The following is a 15,697-nucleotide window of genomic DNA, read 5'->3' on the forward strand; positions in this document are numbered from 1 at the left end:
ATCACCTGCGGCGCCACGGGGGGCGCACATTGACACAAAGGGGCGTGCGTAGTCAGGGGTGCCGACTACATTCGAGATGCGGGTGCAGAGACGCTGGACGGGCCGGACGACGCGAGGGAGGGGCAGCATGGCGCAGAAGGACGTACGGCCCCGCTGGGACCGCAAGATGCAGCAGCGGCTCGCACGCGGTGAGGCCGCCGCGCTCGGCGAGCTCTACGACCGGTTCGCCTCCCTCGTGCACAGCCTCGCCCACCGCGTCCTCGGCGACGAGCGGGCCGCCGACGGTGTCACCCGCGAGGTCTTCGCCCACGTCTGGGAACACCCCGACAGCTACGACCCCAAGGAGGGTCCGCTGCGCTCCTGGGTCGCCGCGGTGACCCACCGGCTGGCCGTGCAGCGGCTGCGCGCCACCGAGACCGCCGCGCTCACCGGCGGCGAGAGCGGCTCCGCGGAGGAGCTGGAGAGCCTGGAGAGCAAGGTGCACCGCGCCTCGGTCGCCGCCCGCGCCGACTACATCGTCCACTCCATGCCCGCCCCGCTGCGCGGCGCGCTCGAACTGGCCTATTTCCAGCGCCGCGACTACCGCCAGACCGCCACCGACCTCGGCGTCACCGAGGACGAGGCCCGCCGCCGGCTCCGCCTCGGCCTGCAACTGCTGTCCACCGCCCATGACGTCGGCACACCGCCGGGATACGGAGGTGCGGTGTGAACGGGCCGGGAGGGTTCGAGGCGCACGACGGGGACGACACGTACGAGGGCGGTGCGGGAGCGGGCCCCGGTGACGGTTCGGGTTCCGGCTCGGGTTCGGATTACGGCTCAGGTTCGGATTACGGCTCCGGTGCCGGTTCCGGTGACGGGCCGAAGGGTGCCGGCGGGTCCGGAACCGGCCGGTCGCCCCGGATACCGCTGCCCCGCGCCTCCGTGGAGGACAGCGGGTTGCCGCTGCCCGATCTCGCCGACCTGGGGGACCTTCCGCCCGTGCCGCTCGACCTGTCGCACGACGTCCTGAAGTCGCTGCTCGGCGCCTGGGCCCTGGCCGCCTGCTCGGCGGCCGAGACGGCGGCCGTGGAGGAACACCTCGGCAGCTGCGGGTCCTGCGCCGAGGAGGCGCTGCGGCTGCGCGAGGCGGTCGGTCTGCTGCACCAGCCCGAGAGCCTCGACCTGGACCCCGCCCTGCGCACCCGCGTCCTGGACAGCTGCCTGGACCGCCGGCCGCCGCGCATCCCGGTGCCCGAGTGGGCGGCTCCCTACGACGCCGAGAGCGCGCGACTGGACGCACTGCTGCAGGACTTCGGTGACGCGGAGTGGCATGCGCCGGTGCGGCTGCGGTGGTTCGAGGGTGACGCGCCGACGAGTCGTCGTACCACCGTGGCCGGGGTGATCGCGCATCTGCTGTCGGTGGACGGGCTGGTCGCGAGGGCGCTCGGTCTGGAGGATCCGCTGGCGGAGGTCCTCGCGAAGGGCGAGAAGACCGGGACGGACGGGACGGACGGGACGGACCGGATCGACGGGCAGGGCGACACGGGGCCGGCCGGGCGTACCGAGGCGTTCTGGCGGGCGTCCCGCTTCCCGCCGACGCGGTCCGTGCGGGCGCCGTGGCGGGAGCAGAGCCACCACCTCGTACGGACGGTGTCCTTCACGGGCAGCACGGCCGGCGGGCTCGCGGTGCCGTACGGCGCCTTCGAACTGCCGTTGCACGACGCCATGCTGGACCGTGCCTTCGAGTGCTGGGTGCACGCGGAGGACATCGCGGAGGCGGTGGACTATCCGTACGGGCCGCCCGCGCCGCGTCACCTGAACAAGATGATCGACCTCGCGGCGCGGATGCTGCCGGTGGCGCTGGCCGAGCGGCGCCGGGCGGGGTTGTCCGCGCCCGGGCAGACCCCGCATCTCGTTCCTGCGGGGGCGCCGGGGCGCAGCCTGCGGCTGGAGATCGAGGGGGCGGCCGGCGGGGAGTGGCTGATCCCGCTGGACTCGCCCGGGGCGGTGGGCTCCGCGGAGTTCGAGGTGGCCCATGTCGCCCTCGACGGCGTGGAGTTCTGCCGGCTGGCGGCGGGGCACGTGCCGCCGGAGGAGGCTGCGGCGGGGCAGGTGGGCGACCGGGAGGCGATCAGGGATGTGCTGTTCGCCGCCGCTGGGCTCAGCCGGATGTGAACTTGGCTGCGCGGCTTGCCGGTGCTGTTGCCGGGCGGGGGCGGGTCGCTTACCGGCGCCGGCAGGGTGCCGCTGCGTACGGTGCGCATGCAGCCGACGGCACCGCAACTCCCCAGGGGCGCGGGGCGGTATCGATATGCGGCTCCGCCGCCGGGCGCGACCAGCCCCCAGCGCCCCGCAGCCAAAGGACGGCCCCCTACTCAGTGCACCGAGAACCCACCGTCGACGAAGATCGACTGCCCGGTGACATAGGCGGACGCCCCGCTCGCCAGAAACACCACCGCCCCCGCAAAGTCCTCCGCCAACCCGTTCCGCCCGACCATCGTGCGCGCGGCCAGTGCCGCCACCCTCTCCGGGTCGGACGACAGCCGTGTGTTCAACGGGGTCATCACGAAGCCCGGGACGAGGGTGTTGGCGGTGACGCCGTGCGGGGACCACGCCTCGGCCTGAGAGCGGGCCAGTGACTCCAGCGCGCCCTTGGAGACGCCGTAGGCACCGCTCTGCACGAAGGCCCGGTGCGCCTGCTGGGAGGTGATGTGGATGATCCGGCCGTAGCCCCGCTCGGCCATGCCGGGACCGAACCGCTGCCCCAGCAGGTAGGGCGCCTCCAGGTTCACGGCCATGGTGGTGTCCCACACCTCCTCGCCCAGCTCCCCCATCGGCGGCCGCAGGTTGATCCCGGCGCAGTTGACGAGGATGTCGGGCTCCCCGAACTTCCCGGCCGCCTCCTCGGCCGCCGCGCGCACACCCTCGCGGGTGCTCAGGTCGGCGCTGACCCAGGCGGCCCGGCAGCCGTCGGCGGTCAGCTCGTCGACCGTGGCGGCCAGCTGTGCCTCCTTGCGCGCCACGACCACCACGCTCGCCCCGGCCCGCGCCAGTGCCCCGGTGATGGCCCGGCCGATGCCGGAGCTGCCGCCGGTGACCACGGCGACGCGGCCGTCCAGCGAGAACAGTTCGGAGAGATACGCCTGTGAGGTCATGCCCGCAGCCTAGAGGGCATGTCTCAGGCGAAGATCACCGTCCGGTGCCCGTTGAGCAGGATCCTGCGCTCGGCGTGCCACTTCACCGCGCGCGCCAGCGCCTGGCACTCCACGTCCCGCCCGATCGCGACGAGTTGGTCCGGCGTCACGCCGTGGCCCACCCGCTCGACCTCCTGCTCGATGATCGGGCCCTCGTCGAGGTCGGCCGTCACGTAGTGGGCGGTGGCGCCGATCAGCTTGACGCCCCGCGCGTGCGCCTGGTGATACGGCTTGGCGCCCTTGAAGCTCGGCAGGAAGGAGTGGTGGATGTTGATGATCCGGCCGCTGAGCTGCTTGCACAGGTCGTCCGAGAGGACCTGCATGTAGCGGGCGAGGACGACCAGTTCGACGTTCTGCTCGCGCACGATCTCCAGCAGCTGCGCCTCGGCCTGCGCCTTGTTCTCCCTCGTCACCGGGATGTGGCGGAAGGGGATGTTGTACGAGCCCACCAGCTCTTGGAAATCGGTGTGGTTGGAGACCACGGCCGCGATCTCCACCGGCAGGGCGCCGATACTGGCGCGGAAGAGCAGGTCGTTGAGGCAGTGGCCGAACTTGCTGACCATCAGGACGATGCGCATCTTCTCGTCGGCCCGGTTGAGCTGCCAGTCCATGTGGAAGGTGTCACCGATCGCCGCGAAGCTCGCCCGCAGCTTGTCCACGGTCAGCGGCGCGTCAGCGGAGAAGTGGACGCGCATGAAGAACAGTCCCGTGTCGTGGTCGCCGAACTGCTGGCTGTCCTCGATGTTGCAGCCGGTCATGAACAGGTAGCTCGACACCGCGTGCACGATGCCCTGCTTGTCCGGGCAGGAGAGGGTGAGGACGTACTGGTCGGCCGGGGCGGCGGCCGGGGCGGACTGCTCGTTCATGCACCACAGGGTCCCATACGGCCACGCGCCGTGGGCAATCGTCCCGCGGGTCGGGACGGGCCGGGACGGCCTGCCGCGCGGGCGCCGCCCCGGGAGGGTCCGGCCCCTGCCTACGCGACCCTCGTCATGATCCGCAGCACCTCCAGGCTCCGCGGAGGCGCGTCGGGATCGTCGCCGTCACTCGCCGCGAGGCGTATGTGCGCGTCCCGGGCCGCCCGCACCGCCTCCGGCCACCCGTGGTGGTCGAAGTAGGCGGAGACCGGCGCGTCCGGGCCGACCTGGTGCATGATCCGCAGCACCCGCAGGACGGCGGTGTCGACGAGCGCCGCCTCCTGCGAGTCCCGGAATATCGTGCCGACGTACTTCTCGGCGGACCAGTTGTCCAGCCAGGTGTCCTCCACCAGGCGGTACACGGCGTCGGTGACGTCGCCGTACCCGTCGACGCCGGCCAGCCAGACGTCGCGCTGGAACTCCTGGTCGGAGAGCATGTGCAGCGCGGAGCGCACATTGCTGCGCCAGCGCCACCACGGCATGTCGTTCAGTGGCATGCCGCCCATGGTGGAGGAGCGACGGCCGCGACGGGAAGAGTTCTCCGAACCTTGCACGGTCATCGATCGTACGTTCCTCGCCACACGAGTCTCACGGGCCCCTGTAATTCACCTCAGTGTCACCTTTCGTTGACCATGGGTCACTCCCCGGTTAGTGATGTGACGGAATCGTGCTTGTCCATGACCGGCAGGCCACGCATCCGCAGCACCTTCCTCCCCTTCCTCTCCCGGCCCGTCAGAGCCACCGCCCTGTCGGCGGGCGCACTGGCCGCATGTGCGTCGCTCACCGCCGGATGCGGGGCCATCCCCGGTGCCACGGGGGGCTCCGGGGACGGCCCGATCAAAGTGATGACCTGGGCGCCCCAGAAGACCGACTCCACCAACAAGCCCGGCATGCCCGCGATGGCCCACGCCTACGGCAAGTGGATCAACGCCCACGGCGGCATCAACGGCCGCAAGCTCGAGGTCCTGACCTGCAACGACCACAACGACAGCGTGGGCGCGGCGAAGTGCGCCCGGCGCGCGGCGGCCGAGGACGTGGTCGCGGTGGTCGGCTCCTACAGCCAGTTCGGCGACTCCTTCCTCGCCCCGCTGGAGAGCGCCGGCATCCCCTACATAGGCGGCTACGGCGTCACCAGCGAGGAGTTCACCGGCCCCATGGTGTACCCGGTCAACGGGGGCCAGCCCGCCCTCCTGGCCGGCCTCGGCAGGGCGCTCGCCGCCTCCTGCGGCCCGGTGTCCCTGGTCCGCCCCGACAGCATCGCCGGCGACCAGCTGCCCGCGCTGCTCAACTCGGGCCTGAAGGCGGGCGGGCACGCCCCGGCCGGCGACCAGCTGGCCGCCGAGAACGCCACCGAGTACGACGGCCAGGTCGACCAGGCGCTGAGGTACGCGACGAAGGACACGCTCAAGAAGGGGTGCGTGGTGCCCGCGCTCGGGGAACGCACCGACATCTTCATGGACTCCTTCCGGCGGGCCCGTGAGGGCTATCCGGCGGTGCGGACGGCGACCGTGCTGGGCAGCGTCGACCAGACGGTGATCAACTCGACGGGCGGGGCCTCGGGGCCGTACGAGGGGTCGTACATCACCGGCTGGTACCCGGTGTCGTCCGACCCGCGCTGGGACCGGATGAAGAAGGTGATCAACGAGGAGGCCTTCGGCGACAACCGCATCGACCCCGCGGACGCCGGAGTGCAGACCACCTGGATCGCCTACACCGTGCTGAAGGCCGTCCTGGAGAAGATCGGCGGCGGCGAGGTGAGTTCCGACACCGTGCGACGCACCCTCGACGACGGCCTGAAGGTGTCCACCGGCGGCCTCACCCCGCCCCTGCACTGGCCCTACGAGAGCAAGCTCGCCGGGGTCGGCTTCCCGCGACTCGTCAACGCCGACGTGACCCTCCAGGTCGTCAAGGACGGCCGACTGGTCGCCGCGAAGAAGACCGCGGGTTCGGGCTTCGACGGGATCACCGACATGACGAGCACGCTGGAGAACGCCGAGCTGGACTGACCCGGCCGCCGGGGCAGGCCCCGGCGGCCGCGCGGCTCACAGCTGGGTCGGCTGGCGCTGGGTCAGGCCGTACTTCTGCGCGATGGTGTTCCACAGCGCCGCCGCCTTCACCTTCTGCGCGCTGGCGGTGCCGCTCTCCCGGTTGCCGGCCTGGGTCTGGGCGGTGCCGCGGGCCTGGCCCTTGTGGCAGCCCTTCCGGCCGCCGCCCACCTGGTCGGCCCAGGCCGCGTAGTGGTTGTCGGCGGCCGCGGACGCCTGCCAGGCCTTGGTGAGGGCGGCGGTCAGCGCGGCGTTGTTCGGCAGCTTGTCGACGGACAGCTTGCCGAGCCGGGCGACCAGGTCGGCGCGCTGCTTGGCCGCGTCGCGCAGGTCGGAAGCGGACCGGCCGAGGTTGTTGCACCGCCTGACGTTCGCCACCGCCTGGATCACCGAGGCCCGGCTGCTGCCGCTGTCGGCGAGCAGCTTGTCCAGGGCGGCCGCCTGCTGCTGGGCGGGGTCGGCGGCGGCCGAGGCCGAGTCCTGGGTGGCCGGGGAGGCGGCGGCGACGGTTTTCTTGTCGTTGCCCTTGTCCCCGCCGCCACCGCTGAACATCGCGCCGACACCGAAGCCGACGATGATGATGCCCACACCGACGGCGGCGATCAGCGGCACCCGCGAGCCGGTACGGCCTCCCCGGCGCCCGCCGTCGTCCTCGCCCATGTCGATGGGCTGGATGTACGACGGCTGCGCCGGGCCCGGGTAGCCGTTCGGCTGGATGCGCGGCATCTGCTGCGTGGAGCCGGCCGGGCTCTCCCCGCCCCCCGGCCCAGCGCGGAAGAGGTTGTCGAACTCGGCGGGCGGCTGCCGGTCCCCGCCCGGCGCCTGACCGGTGAACGGCGGGATGTACTGGGTGGCGTCCGCGTCGGAGGGGGCGGCCGGCTGGGGCACGCGCCCCAGGAACCGCGTCTCCTCACCGGCGGACTCGGGCGGCAGCGCGCCGGGCGCCACCGGCGGGATGTACTGCGTGGCGCCCTCGTCGACGGGGGCCGCCGGGACCGGCGGCAGGTACTGGGTCGCCCCCTCGTCCACGGACGCGGGAGCCGCAGCGAGGCCGGGCATGGGGGCAGCGCCCCCGGTGACCGGCGGTATGTACTGGGTCGCGCCGTCGGCCGTCGGAGGCAGGGACGCAGCCGGGTACGCCTCCGGCACGGCGGGCGGCAGGGTCGCGCCCTGGGCGGTGGCACCGTGCGCCGCGTACGCGTCCGCGGGCGGCAGGGGGGCCGAGGGGGCGGGCGAGGCCGGGTACTGCTGCCGGTACGGGTCCGGGGCGCCGTAGGCGGGCGACCGGCCCGCATCGCCCTGGGGCTGCTGACCGCCGCCGTACTGGTGCTGCTGCCCGGCGCCGTACTGCTGCTGATCGCCGCCGTACGCCTGCGCCTGACCCGCGGAGCCGTAGGCCTGGCCGCCGTACGACGGAGCCGGTGCGCCCTCGGGAGGCAGCGGGCCGGGGCCGTTGCCCGCGGGCTGCTGCTGGTCCGGGGTGCCCCACTGCTGGGCGGCCGCCGGGGGCCAGCCCTGGTCCGGCTGGGGTGCCTGCTGGGCGCCGGGGCCCCACGCGCGGCCCCAGGCCTGGCCGCCGGTCGGGGCCGCGGGGGCGGGGGCGGGGGCGCTTGCCATGCCCGGCAGCAGGGGCTCGCCTCCGTCGGAGGGCAGCACGATGCCTTCGTGCGCGGGTCGCGCCGAGGGCTCCTCGCCCTGTCCGCTCTGCGTCACCGGGACTCCTACGAATGGGGGACCTTCGGAATCGTCGGCTCACGCTACCGGGTCCCCCGAGTCGGGTGCCATGCAGCTCAGGGCGCGATCTTCTTCCCTGTGACACCAGTAACAAAACAGCCCCGCAGTTCGCTGTATACGGCAACCGCCCTGGGTCCCGGTGCCGTTTCCCATGCGTTCACGCAACCGCGGGGCCGTTGTTCAGGCGGCCTGCTGGAGGTCGAGACGGGCCCCGAACTCCCGCACGACCGCCTCGTCCCGGAAGGGCTCCAGGCGCTGCTGGAGATCCTCCAGATATTCGGCGCCCCGGTTGGAACGGAGCCTCTCCAGCAGCTCCACCGCCTTCGTCCCGGTGCTGCAGGCCTGCTCGATCTCGCGCTGCTGCACCTGGGCCGTGGCGAGCAGTACATAGCCGATGGCGCGGCGCCGGGCCCGGGTCTCGGGGTGTCCGGCTAGCGACTGCTCGGCGTACCGCGCCGCCGCCTCGGCCTGTCCCAGGTCGCGGTGGCAGTGCGCCAGCTCGTCCGCCAGATAGGCCTCGTCGAAGTGTGCGATCCACACCGGGTCGTCCCCGGAGGCCGCGTCCGCCTGTTCCATCGCCGAGACCGCCCGCCCGGAGGCGGCCTGCGCGGCCCGGACGTCACCGAGCAGGGCGTGCCCGCGGGCCTCGGCCGCGTGGAACATCGCCTCCGCGCGCGGGGTGACCCGCCCGCGCGCCCCTTCCTGCGCGGCCCGCGCCAGCTGGGCGATCTCGCGCGGGTTGCCGAGCTGCGCGGCGAGGTGGCTCATGGAGGCGGCCAGGATGTAACCGCCGTAGCCGCGGTCGCCGGCCGCCTGCGCCAGGCGCAGCGACTGGATGTAGTACCGCTGGGCCAGGCCCGGCTGCCCGGTGTCCACCGCCATGTATCCCGCCAGCTCGGTCAGCCGGGCCACGGTCGCGAAGAGGTCGCGGCCGACCGCCTCGCGGTACGACCCCGCGAGCAGCCCGGAGACGACGCTGTTGAGGTAGTGCACGACGACCGGGCGCACATGACCGCTGCCGTACTGGTGGTCGAGGTCCACCAGCGCCTGGGTCATGGACCGTACGGCGGCCACGTCGGACTGGCCCACGCGCGGGCCCGCCTGCCGGGCCACCTGGGCGTCCGGCACGGAGATCAGCCAGTCACGGCTGGGCTCGACCAGCGCGGAGGCGGCGACGGAGGAGCCGGACAGGAAGTCCCGCCGCCCCACGTCGCTGCGCCACAGCTCGCAGACCTGCTCGATGGCCCCCAGTACCGTCGGCGAGAACTGGAGGCCGACCCCCGAGGCGAGGTTCTTGCCGTTGGCCATGCCGATCTCGTCGATCGTGACCGTACGGCCGAGCTTGCGCCCGAGCGCCTCCGCGATGATCGCCGGAGCCCGGCCCCGCGGCTGCTGACCGCGCAGCCAGCGGGCCACGGACGTCTTGTCGTAGCGCAGGTCGAGACCGTGCTCGGCGCCGCACATGTTGACCCGCCGGGCCAGCCCGGCGTTCGAGCACCCCGCTTCCTGGATGAGTGCCTGCAGCCGTTCGTTCGGCTGCCTCGCGACGAGAGGCCTTGCGGCCATGAGCTACCCCCTGCGAACCCCTGGAGCGTGAAGATCCGGCCGGAAGGATCCGGTCGTGAAGATCACTGCCCAGCTGACATACCGTCAATGCGTGACATGTGCGGTTTGCCGGGGTAAAGGCTGTTGCCACCCCCACCCCTGGCTACCCATCCCACGCCCCGCTTCCTCCCGCGCGCCCCCACTCGTGCACCCGTGCGCCCCGGCCGAGGAGTCGATGCTCCTCCCCTGCCCGCGCCCCGGCCGTAACTCCAGGTGAGTGCGGGAGTTGAGTGAAACGTGGAAGAGACGATCGCAGGCACGCAAGCCGCTCAGATTCCGCAGCAGCGCGGGGAATCGCTGCTGGAAACCGCCGTACGCTACGCCGAGGAACGCCACTGGGACGTGTTCCCGGGCGCCTGGCTGGAAGCCGTCGACGGGGCGCAGCGCTGCTCGTGCGGCGATGCCTCCTGCCCCGCGCCGGGTGCGCACCCCACGCGCCCCGACTGGGCGACGCAGGCGACGGGCAGCGCGACCGTCGCGCGCCGGATGTGGCAGAAACAGCCGACGGCGTCGATCCTGCTGCCCACGGGACGTACGTTCGACGCGCTGTCCGTGCCGGAGAGTGCGGGGTTTCTGGCGCTGGCCCGCATGGAGCGGATGGAGTTGACCCTGGGCCCGGTGACGCTCACCCCTGACCGCCGTATGCAGTTCTTCGTGCTGCCGGGAGCCTCGGTGAAGGTTCCCGACCTGGTGCGGAAGCTGGGATGGTCGCTGGCTTCGCTGGACCTCATGCCGTTGGGCGAGGGGAGCTACGTGGCCGCTCCGCCGACTCGTTTCGGCTCGCGCGGCGCTGTGCAGTGGGCTTGTCGGCCCACGCCGGCGAATCGCTGGCTGCCGGACGCGGAGGAGTTGATCTCGCCGCTGGCCTATGCGTGCGGCCGGGATCGCTGACGTGCGCTCACGCGGCGGAGCCGCGTATCAGGCGCAGTCCCGCGCCCCTGAAGGCGTTTCCCCACCGTAGGGTTCTGGCATGACCGAGGCTGCGGTTCGTGTGCGAGGGCTCTGGAAGCGGTTCGGGCAGCAGGTTGCCGTGGGCGGGATCGATCTCGATCTCCCCTCCGGGAAGTTCATCGGGCTGGTCGGGCCCAACGGGGCCGGGAAGACCACCACGTTGTCCATGGCGACCGGGCTGCTGCGGCCCGATCAGGGGTCCGTCGAGGTCGTCGGGCGCGACGTGTGGCGGGACCCGGTGGCCGTGAAGGCGCGGATCGGGGTGCTGCCCGAGGGGCTGCGGTTGTTCGAGCGGCTGTCGGGTCGGGAGCTGCTGGGGTACTCGGGGCGGCTGCGGGGGCTGCCCGGTGCCGAGGTCGACAAGCGGGCCGCACAGTTGCTGGACGTGCTCGACCTGGCCGGGGCGCAGCACAAGCTCGTCGTGGACTACTCGACCGGCATGCGCAAGAAGATCGGGCTCGCGTCCGCGCTCCTCCACAATCCCGACGTGCTGTTCCTCGACGAACCCTTCGAGGGCGTCGACCCGGTGTCCGCGCAGACGATCCGGGGTGTGCTGGAGCGCTACACCGCCTCCGGCGCCACCGTCGTGTTCTCCTCGCACGTGATGGAGCTGGTCGAGTCGCTGTGCGACTGGGTGGCCGTCATGGCCGCGGGCCGCATCCGCGCGACCGGCACGCTGGCCGAGGTCCGCGGGGAGCACCCCACCCTGCAGGCGGCCTTCCTGGAGCTGGTGGGGGCGCACGGCCGGGACACCGCATCCGATCTGGACTGGCTGGGCGGAGGGGCGGCCCGATGACAAGCCTGACCGCCACCGTCGTACGGCTGAAGCTGTCGCTGCTGCGAGGCGGGCTGAGGCAGTCGGCGGGCCGGCGGGCCGCGTTCGTCGCCTCGGCCGTCGTCGCCCTGCTGTTCGCACTGCTGCAAATGCTCGGCCTGGTCGCGCTGCGCGGGCACGCGCACGCCGAGGCCGTCGCCGTCCCCGGTACGGCCGTGCTGGCGCTCGGCTGGGCGGTGATGCCGCTGTTCTTCCCCAGCGGTGACGAGACGCTGGACCCCACCCGGCTGGTGATGCTGCCGCTGCGCCCCCGGCCGCTGGTCCGGGCTCTGCTGGCCGCCTCGCTGGTCGGCATCGGGCCGCTGTTCACGCTGCTGGTGCTGGTGGGATGCGTGCTGTCGGTGGCGCACGGGGCAGCGGGGTACGCCGTCTCCGTCGCCGCCGTGGTCCTCGCGCTGCTGGTCTGCGTGGCGCTCGCGCGCGCTGTCGCCGCGGCCAACGTACGGCTGCTGACCAGCAGGAAAGGGCGCGATCTGGCCGTGCTGAGCGGTCTGGTGATCGCCGTCGGGGCACAGCTGGTCAACTTCGGTGCGCAGCGGCTGGGTTCGGCGGGGCTCGGACAGCTGCAGCCGGCGGCGGACGTGCTGTCCTGGGTGCCGCCCGCCTCGGCCGTCGGGGCGGTGCGGTCGGCGAGCGAGGGATCGTACGGCACGGCCCTCACCCAGCTCGCCCTGTCGGTCGCCGGGTTGGCCCTGCTGATCGCCGTCTGGGCGCGAAGTCTGACCCGGCTGATGACCTCGCCCGACGGGTCCACCCTCCAGGCTCTCGACGCCGGGGCGCCGGACCGTACCTCCTCCGCCGGGCTGCGGCGACTGCTGCCCGACGGGCGCACGGGTACGGTCATGGAGCGCACCCTGCGCTACATCTGGCGCGACCCCAAGACCAAGGCCGCGTGGGTGACTTCGCTGGCCATCGGACTGATCGTGCCGGTGTTCAACGCGGTGCAGGGCACCGGGTCGATCTACTTCGCATGCTTCGCCGCCGGAATGCTCGGCATCCAGATGTACAACCAGTTCGGGCAGGACACCTCCGCGTTCTGGATGGTGGCCCTGACCATCTCCTCGGCCCGGGACGCGCACGCCGAGCTGCGCGGGCGGGCGCTGGCCCTGCTGGTGGTCACCCTGCCCTACGCCACCGTCGTGACCGTCCTGACGACCGCGCTGCTGGACGCCTGGGACCGGCTCCCCGAGGCGCTGGGACTCTCCCTCGCCCTCCTCGGCGCGATGCTGGCCACCGGCGCCTGGACCTCGGCCCGCTTCCCGTACTCCATCCCCCAGGAGGGCCACAAGAACGTGGCTCCCGGCCAGGCCGGCCTGGCCTGGATCTCGATCTTCGGCGGCATGGTCGCAGCGGCCCTGCTCTGCTCCCCCGTGATCACCCTGACGATCTGGCTGAACGTGAGCGCGGACGGGGATGCGTGGAGCTGGGTGCTGCTGCCGGCGGGGGCGGGTTACGGCGCAGCGCTCACGCTGCTGGGGCTACGCCTGGCAGCCCCGCGAACGGCGGTCCGCCTACCGGAGATCCTGACGGCGGTCAGCAGGGGCTGACGGCGCCATTCGGCGCTCAAACGGCCAGCGCAGCCTCAAGAAACGGCTCGACAGCCAACCGCCAAGCCGCCGGCTGGTCGTAGTGGACAAGGTGCCCGGCGTCGGCCACCTCCGCATACTCCCCGCGAGGAAGCACCCGCACCATCTCCTGCGCCTCGGCCCGCCCCAACTCGCCGTCCAGGCCACGAACGACCAGCGCAGGACACCGGACCTGGGCCAGCTCCTCCCAGTGCGCGTCGTACACCCAGCTCTCCCGGGTCGCGAGCATCTGCTCCGGCTCGAAGACGGGCCGCCAGCCGTCGGCGGACTCGTGCATGACCTCGGCGTAGAAGGCACCGCGGGCGGGCTGGGGACGCTCCACCCAGGGATCGTCCTCGCCGAACCACTTGCGGACGTCGGCCAGGGTGGCGAAGGGGACGGGCCAGGACCGGAACCAGTCGGCCCACTCGCGCTGCGAGGCCGAGCCGAGCGCGGAGGCCCGCATGTCGCAGATGATCAGGCCGCACACCAGGTCGGGGCGTTTCGCGGCGAGCTGCCAGGCGGTCAGGGCGCCCATGGCGTGGCCGATGAGGACGGCCGGGGCGAGGCCGAGCTGTTCGAGGGCGGCCTCGGCGTCCTCGACGTAGGCGTCCCGGGTGTACGCGGCCTGCGGGAGCTTGTCGCTCTGACCGTGGCCACGCTGGTCGAGCGCGACGGCGCGGTGGCGCTCGGCCAGCCAGCGGGCGGTGGACGCCCAGTGCGAGGCGCGGCCCATCAGGCCGTGGAGTAACAGCACGCCCGGAGCTCCGGGCTCCGCCCCCGGTTTGGGCGGGTCCGCGAACTCCCACGCGGCCAGGCGCACCCCGCCCGCTCCCGCCACATCGATACGCCGTGCCATCGGCCTGGCACCCCCCAGCTCCGCCTGCCTCGTACCGGTGTACTGCCGTTGTCGCAGTCGTACTGTCGCTCGTACTGTCGCTCTTACTGCCGCCGCAGACTATCGAATGCCTATTCGAAAATACTGCCTCTGCGGACAACACCCCTCATTCGAGTGACACCCCTCGATGAATGATCGCCGCCGCCAAGGGGATCTTTCTGGCGGGAGGCGGACCGCTCGGGGAAAACCGGTCCGAGGGGGATGACCCTGAGAGCTCGGGGCTCCGGGTCAGCACAGGGGAGGACAGGCCCCGGCGCCACACGGCGCCGGGGCCCTCTCATGCTCAGCGCTTGGCCACGAACACATGCGAGGCGACGTCCGCCTCCAGCTCGGCCGCCTCACCGCCGCTGCCCACCAGCACGCCGCCGGCCGACTCCGTCACGCTCACCACCGAACCGGGCTGCACGCCCGCGCGACGCAGCGTGTACATCAGCTGGGCATCGGTCTGGATCGGCTCACCGATACGCCGCACGACGACCGTCTTGCCGTCACTGCCCGGGTCCAGATCGGCCAGCGACACCATGCCCTCGTCCAGGAACGGGTCGGCCCCGTCCTTCTCGCCCAGCTCCTCCAGGCCCGGGATCGGGTTGCCGTACGGCGACTCGGTCGGGTGCCGCAGCAGCTCCAGCACCCGGCGCTCCACGGCCTCGCTCATCACGTGCTCCCAGCGACACGCCTCCGCGTGCACCTGCTCCCACTCCAGGCCGATGACATCGACCAGCAGACACTCCGCGAGGCGGTGCTTGCGCATCACACGCGTGGCCAGTCTGCGGCCCTCGTCGGTCAGCTCCAGGTGCCGGTCGCTGGCCACCGAGACCAGACCGTCGCGCTCCATGCGCGCCACCGTCTGACTCACCGTCGGCCCGCTCTGGTCCAGCCGCTCCGCGATGCGGGCGCGCATGGGGACGACGCCTTCCTCTTCGAGTTCGAGGATGGTGCGGAGATACATCTCCGTGGTGTCGATCAGTCCGGACATACGTGCCCCTCGATTACCTCTGCCGGAAGCTCGCCGCTCTCCGGCGCGTGCGCTGGCCCTGGATTCAATTCTGCCGGATACCACTGACAACCGTGCCGCACCGCGGAAACCACCCGGTGAAGACTGCACCGGCGCATGGCCCGTCCGCGCACCCCCGTATTGACACCGCACTGGTCCAGACCGCACGGTGATCCGCGACACAGACGCTGCGAAGGGGCACCGCATGAGCGACGGCACGCCTGCCGACCTGTTCTTCGACGCCGCCATTGGCCTGCTGCAACGGGTCCGGGAGGAGGAGGCCGAGGCGATCACCGCGGCCGGCACCCTGCTCGCCGACACCGTCGCCGCCGGCGGCCGCCTGTTCGCCTTCGGCGCCGGACACTCCTCCCTGGCCGCCCAGGACGTCGTATACCGCGCCGGCGGACTCGCCCTGATGAACCTGCTCGCCGTTCCCGGAGTCGTCGGCGTCGACGTCACCCCGGCCACCCTCGGCTCCGCCCTGGAACGCGTCGACGGACTCGCGAGCGCCGTCCTGGACTCCTCCCCGCTCCGCGCCGGCGACGCCCTCGTGGTCATCTCCCTGTCCGGCCGCAACGCCCTGCCCGTCGAGATGGCCCAGCGCGCCCGCGCCCTCGGCGTGCAGGTCATCGGCGTCACCTCCGTGGCCTACGCCACACAGACCACGTCCCAGCACAGCTCCGGCACCTTCCTCAAGGACCACTGCGACATCGTCCTGGACTCGAAGATCGCCGTCGGAGACGCCGAACTCACCCTCGACACCATCCCGGCCCCCTTCGCCCCCGCCTCCACCGTGGTCACCGCCGCCCTGATGCAGGCCGTCGTGGCCACCACGGCCGCCACCCTCGCCGACCGCGGCATCGAACCCCCGCTGCTGCGCTCTGGCAACGTCGACGGCGGCCACGACTGGAACAGGCGCGTCATGACGGAGTACGGGGACCGGATCTTCTACCGGCACTGAGCACCGCCCACTGCCCCCT

The 15,697-nt window shown here is 72.4% G+C and carries 14 protein-coding genes; 7 read left to right on the forward strand and 7 right to left on the reverse strand.

Features of this window, described 5'->3' with window-relative positions; translation table 11 throughout:
* Positions 1-127 precede the first annotated feature (127 nt).
* Positions 128-709, forward strand: coding sequence for an RNA polymerase sigma factor (locus ACIF83_RS17470; RefSeq protein WP_399727676.1), 582 nt, complete (start codon positions 128-130; stop codon positions 707-709).
* The gene (locus tag ACIF83_RS17475) at positions 706-2,154 is read left to right on the forward strand and encodes a maleylpyruvate isomerase N-terminal domain-containing protein (protein WP_399727679.1); all 1,449 of its coding nucleotides are present in this window, start codon (positions 706-708) and stop codon (positions 2,152-2,154) included. Before ACIF83_RS17470 ends, ACIF83_RS17475 begins: the two co-directional genes overlap by 4 nt.
* A 200-nt stretch (positions 2,155-2,354) precedes the next feature.
* On the opposite strand, the gene ACIF83_RS17480 is transcribed toward ACIF83_RS17475, so the two are convergent.
* The 3 genes from ACIF83_RS17480 to ACIF83_RS17490 all read right to left on the reverse strand — a co-directional run bounded on the left by ACIF83_RS17480 (position 2,355) and on the right by ACIF83_RS17490 (position 4,650).
* Entirely contained in the window at positions 2,355-3,134 is a 780-nt protein-coding gene (locus ACIF83_RS17480) for an SDR family NAD(P)-dependent oxidoreductase (RefSeq protein WP_393472186.1), read from the reverse strand.
* Positions 3,135-3,157: 23 nt separating this feature from the next.
* Positions 3,158-4,039, reverse strand: a complete 882-nt coding sequence (gene purU, locus ACIF83_RS17485) for a formyltetrahydrofolate deformylase (protein WP_393472188.1) — start codon at positions 4,037-4,039, stop codon at positions 3,158-3,160.
* 110 nt (positions 4,040-4,149) lie between these two features.
* A complete protein-coding gene (locus ACIF83_RS17490; protein WP_393472191.1) occupies positions 4,150-4,650 on the reverse strand; it encodes a hypothetical protein in 501 nt (166 codons plus the stop codon).
* 117 nt (positions 4,651-4,767) lie between these two features.
* Here ACIF83_RS17490 and ACIF83_RS17495 point away from each other — a divergent pair, with 117 nt between their 5' ends.
* A complete protein-coding gene (locus ACIF83_RS17495) occupies positions 4,768-6,096 on the forward strand; it encodes an ABC transporter substrate-binding protein (protein ID WP_393472194.1) in 1,329 nt (442 codons plus the stop codon).
* A 36-nt stretch (positions 6,097-6,132) separates the two neighbouring features.
* Here the strand turns inward: ACIF83_RS17495 and ACIF83_RS17500 are convergent, their stop codons facing one another.
* Positions 6,133-7,848, reverse strand: coding sequence for a hypothetical protein (locus ACIF83_RS17500; RefSeq protein WP_399727684.1), 1,716 nt, complete (start codon positions 7,846-7,848; stop codon positions 6,133-6,135).
* Positions 7,849-8,049: 201 nt separating this feature from the next.
* Positions 8,050-9,435: a transcriptional regulator gene (locus ACIF83_RS17505; protein WP_393472200.1), complete on the reverse strand. Its 1,386-nt coding sequence runs from the start codon at positions 9,433-9,435 to the stop codon at positions 8,050-8,052.
* A 276-nt stretch (positions 9,436-9,711) separates the two neighbouring features.
* Between ACIF83_RS17505 and ACIF83_RS17510 the strand changes: the two genes are divergently transcribed.
* The 3 genes from ACIF83_RS17510 (at position 9,712) to ACIF83_RS17520 (ending at position 12,807) form a co-directional block, all read left to right on the forward strand.
* Complete coding sequence (locus ACIF83_RS17510) at positions 9,712-10,365, forward strand: bifunctional DNA primase/polymerase (RefSeq protein WP_393472203.1); 654 nt, start codon at positions 9,712-9,714, stop codon at positions 10,363-10,365.
* Between the two features lie 79 nt (positions 10,366-10,444).
* Positions 10,445-11,221 carry an ABC transporter ATP-binding protein gene (locus tag ACIF83_RS17515; RefSeq protein WP_393472205.1) on the forward strand — a complete coding sequence of 259 codons (777 nt, stop codon included), beginning with the start codon at positions 10,445-10,447 and terminating at the stop codon, positions 11,219-11,221.
* The gene (locus tag ACIF83_RS17520) at positions 11,218-12,807 is read left to right on the forward strand and encodes a transporter (protein ID WP_393472208.1); all 1,590 of its coding nucleotides are present in this window, start codon (positions 11,218-11,220) and stop codon (positions 12,805-12,807) included. The genes ACIF83_RS17515 and ACIF83_RS17520 overlap by 4 nt, the downstream gene beginning before the upstream one ends.
* 16 nt (positions 12,808-12,823) lie before the next feature.
* Here ACIF83_RS17520 and ACIF83_RS17525 read toward each other — a convergent pair whose 3' ends face one another.
* Positions 12,824-13,684 carry an alpha/beta fold hydrolase gene (locus ACIF83_RS17525; protein WP_393472210.1) on the reverse strand — a complete coding sequence of 287 codons (861 nt, stop codon included), beginning with the start codon at positions 13,682-13,684 and terminating at the stop codon, positions 12,824-12,826.
* Positions 13,685-14,006: 322 nt separating this feature from the next.
* Positions 14,007-14,699, reverse strand: coding sequence for a metal-dependent transcriptional regulator (locus tag ACIF83_RS17530; protein WP_067120881.1), 693 nt, complete (start codon positions 14,697-14,699; stop codon positions 14,007-14,009).
* A 223-nt stretch (positions 14,700-14,922) separates the two neighbouring features.
* Between ACIF83_RS17530 and ACIF83_RS17535 the strand changes: the two genes are divergently transcribed.
* Positions 14,923-15,678 carry an SIS domain-containing protein gene (locus ACIF83_RS17535; RefSeq protein ID WP_399727691.1) on the forward strand — a complete coding sequence of 252 codons (756 nt, stop codon included), beginning with the start codon at positions 14,923-14,925 and terminating at the stop codon, positions 15,676-15,678.
* Positions 15,679-15,697: the final 19 nt, after the last annotated feature.

The organism is Streptomyces sp. NPDC085866 (assembly GCF_044541035.1).
Lineage (GTDB): Bacteria > Actinomycetota > Actinomycetes > Streptomycetales > Streptomycetaceae > Streptomyces.

What these genes read in the sequence shown, in the direction of transcription:
- ACIF83_RS17470 (WP_399727676.1), top strand. Translation starts at nt 128, where the DNA reads ATGGCGCAGAAGGACGTACGGCCCCGCTGGGACCGCAAGATGCAGCAG.
- ACIF83_RS17480 (WP_393472186.1), bottom strand. Translation starts at nt 3,134, where the DNA reads ATGACCTCACAGGCGTATCTCTCCGAACTGTTCTCGCTGGACGGCCGC.
- purU (WP_393472188.1), bottom strand. Translation starts at nt 4,039, where the DNA reads ATGAACGAGCAGTCCGCCCCGGCCGCCGCCCCGGCCGACCAGTACGTC.
- ACIF83_RS17490 (WP_393472191.1), bottom strand. Translation starts at nt 4,650, where the DNA reads ATGACCGTGCAAGGTTCGGAGAACTCTTCCCGTCGCGGCCGTCGCTCC.
- ACIF83_RS17495 (WP_393472194.1), top strand. Translation starts at nt 4,768, where the DNA reads ATGACCGGCAGGCCACGCATCCGCAGCACCTTCCTCCCCTTCCTCTCC.
- ACIF83_RS17505 (WP_393472200.1), bottom strand. Translation starts at nt 9,435, where the DNA reads ATGGCCGCAAGGCCTCTCGTCGCGAGGCAGCCGAACGAACGGCTGCAG.
- ACIF83_RS17515 (WP_393472205.1), top strand. Translation starts at nt 10,445, where the DNA reads ATGACCGAGGCTGCGGTTCGTGTGCGAGGGCTCTGGAAGCGGTTCGGG.
- ACIF83_RS17520 (WP_393472208.1), top strand. Translation starts at nt 11,218, where the DNA reads ATGACAAGCCTGACCGCCACCGTCGTACGGCTGAAGCTGTCGCTGCTG.
- ACIF83_RS17525 (WP_393472210.1), bottom strand. Translation starts at nt 13,684, where the DNA reads ATGGCACGGCGTATCGATGTGGCGGGAGCGGGCGGGGTGCGCCTGGCC.
- ACIF83_RS17530 (WP_067120881.1), bottom strand. Translation starts at nt 14,699, where the DNA reads ATGTCCGGACTGATCGACACCACGGAGATGTATCTCCGCACCATCCTC.
- ACIF83_RS17535 (WP_399727691.1), top strand. Translation starts at nt 14,923, where the DNA reads ATGAGCGACGGCACGCCTGCCGACCTGTTCTTCGACGCCGCCATTGGC.